The 2,167-nt window shown below is 34.1% G+C and carries 2 protein-coding genes and 2 pseudogenes; 1 reads left to right on the plus strand and 3 read right to left on the minus strand.

Annotated elements, in window-relative coordinates; translation table 11 throughout:
* Positions 1-336 precede the first annotated feature (336 nt).
* From ACFIJL_RS09125 to ACFIJL_RS09135, 3 genes and pseudogenes are all read right to left on the minus strand, one after another.
* The gene (locus ACFIJL_RS09125; protein WP_015856199.1) at positions 337-660 is read right to left on the minus strand and encodes a helix-turn-helix domain-containing protein; all 324 of its coding nucleotides are present in this window, start codon (positions 658-660) and stop codon (positions 337-339) included.
* Between the two features lies 1 nt (position 661).
* Entirely contained in the window at positions 662-1,012 is a 351-nt protein-coding gene (locus ACFIJL_RS09130) for a type II toxin-antitoxin system RelE/ParE family toxin (RefSeq protein ID WP_375624368.1), read from the minus strand.
* Positions 1,013-1,588: 576 nt separating this feature from the next.
* Positions 1,589-1,821, minus strand: a pseudogene (locus tag ACFIJL_RS09135) (hypothetical protein); the annotation flags it as partial.
* Here ACFIJL_RS09135 and ACFIJL_RS09140 point away from each other — a divergent pair.
* Positions 1,816-2,167: pseudogene (locus ACFIJL_RS09140) on the plus strand (hypothetical protein); the annotation flags it as partial. The pseudogenes ACFIJL_RS09135 and ACFIJL_RS09140 sit on opposite strands and share 6 nt — an antisense overlap.

Consider the following 2,167-nt stretch of genomic DNA (forward strand, 5'->3'; position numbering starts at 1 on the left):
AAAAAACGTAAACAGAAAGGGCAAAAAAAGTGGGTTGCAACGGCGGTGGGGCATGCACCATGGGGATTAGGGGTAGCAGAGTATTTTTATAACCTTTACGAATATGATGATGGCACAAGAGAATACGAAGAATTTGACGGTGGTCAGTATCATGAGATGCCTGAATGTTGATATTCGATATCATATCAAAAAACACAATAAAGTCAATATGTTGTGTGAAGTTATTTTATATGAATCCACTTAAGAATCCACACTTTTATACGTGATTCATTTGACTATTTTTTATATAAGATTGCCATGTATGAATAGACCATAAAAAGCTAATCATAAAGAAGTTTAAGAAGAAAAAACAACTTCAAAATGTCCTTCAAGCGTTTTAACTTCTTTCGGATTAACAATAATCTTTATATCGTTTCCCAATTTTGCCAAACACTCAAGCATTTTCATTTCACTAATTCCTCGAAATTCTCCACTTAAGAGTTTAGACAGTTTTGGTTGAGTCATTTTCAAAAGTTGACTAGCCTGTTTTTGTGTTAAGTTCTTTTCTTTAAGAATTTGACTAATCTTATGAGCAAGTTGCGCTTTGATAAGCATCTCTCTGGAATCTGAAAAGCCAAGATCCGCATAAACATTGGAACTACCGTGAAAAACATTGATCATTTTAATTCCCTTCTAATTGTTCTGCTAACTTGAGACGTTCTTTAATCAGATTAATGTCTGGTTTTGGTGTTGCAATGCCACGGGTCGATTTTTTCTGAAAACAATGCAACACATAAAGAGATTTTTTATATTGTATCGTATAAACAGCGCGATAAGTTCCTTGAATATCGCGTTCAATAATTTCTAGAACATTGGCAGATCCACCCCCCTTGAGAACCTTAACATTTTCTCCTCTATCTCCTATCTGAGCAAGATAAAGAGCATAACCAATCCTTTGTTGAATAAGATCAGGAAGACTTTTTATATCTTTGAGTGAAGAACCAAGCCATATGATACGTTTTATTTTACTCATGATTACTAATATACCCATATGGATATATTTTCAAATGTTTATTTTAATTTTGTGATTTTTTAATAACTATTATTAATAAAATTGACTTGATAAAAATGGTAACAAAAAACCATAATTGTTTATTTATCTTATGAAAATCTGCTTTTAAAAACCAATGCTCGTAAATGTAAAAAAACGTTTTTTACAGATGTTCACTTAATATGCATTTGCTTTTGATTGGATTGTTAAAGCTACCGAGCATTTTGATTTGTTTGATACGTTTGAGAGCAACAAAAAGCGTTTATAGGCTCTCTCATTCAAATGAGTGATTAAAGATCATACGCACATTTACGTTTCTTTTGATAAGTTTTCATATCTCTAATAGAGCGCTTGCAATATGATACGTTTTGTATATATGCATTCATTACTCCATTGTGGATGATTCATTTTAATCAATAAAAAACGCTATTTGAAAGCCGCGTCATATCATTTGGCACGGCTTTTTTTTATTTTACTCTCTCTTTTATGATATGTTTATAGCAATGCATTTTATATGCGTTTATAACCATAAAGAATGCACGTCTCCCATGTCTCTTTTTATTCTGTTTGATCAGTTATATTGACAACATTATCCCTTTCATAAACCTCACAATTTTTTGGAACCAACCTTACTTTGCTTTTTTATTGATTTTTGCATTGCCATAAACCTTTCCATAAATCTTTGCACGACCATCAATAACAGCATAATTATAAATTTTTGCATGGCTATAAATGCAAGCCAAGCCACAAACCTTGGCATGACCATAGACGCGTGCATAACTAAAGATGGACAAAAGGTTTTGGTGCCCCACGTTTATTTGGCACCAAACACTTCTTTAGCACAAGATGTTTATGGGGCAAAAACGCAGCAAGGAAACTTCGCCAGTGCTAGAATAAAAGGCAATGGCGTCACTATAGAGACGGACCGTTTTGCCAATAGCGGTACCATATCAAGTAATGGTGCATTGCATGTTTCGACCACGCAAACATTGTTTAATGATGGTGGGTTTTTAGATGCCAGAGGTGCTGTAGAACTCACCAGTAACGGTCTTTTAGCCAATTCTTCCGGTGTTATTCATGGTGATACGGTTACCATGACGGGTGATACGATTGTCAATAGTACCGCTAAAATCCGTG

The organism is Bartonella sp. TT119HLJHH (genome assembly GCF_042193385.1).
In the GTDB taxonomy this organism is placed as follows: Bacteria; Pseudomonadota; Alphaproteobacteria; order Rhizobiales; family Rhizobiaceae; genus Bartonella.

Coding starts and splice junctions, on each gene's coding strand:
- ACFIJL_RS09125 (WP_015856199.1), bottom strand. CDS start 660: ATGATCAATGTTTTTCACGGTAGTTCCAATGTTTATGCGGATCTTGGC.
- ACFIJL_RS09130 (WP_375624368.1), bottom strand. CDS start 1,012: ATGAGTAAAATAAAACGTATCATATGGCTTGGTTCTTCACTCAAAGAT.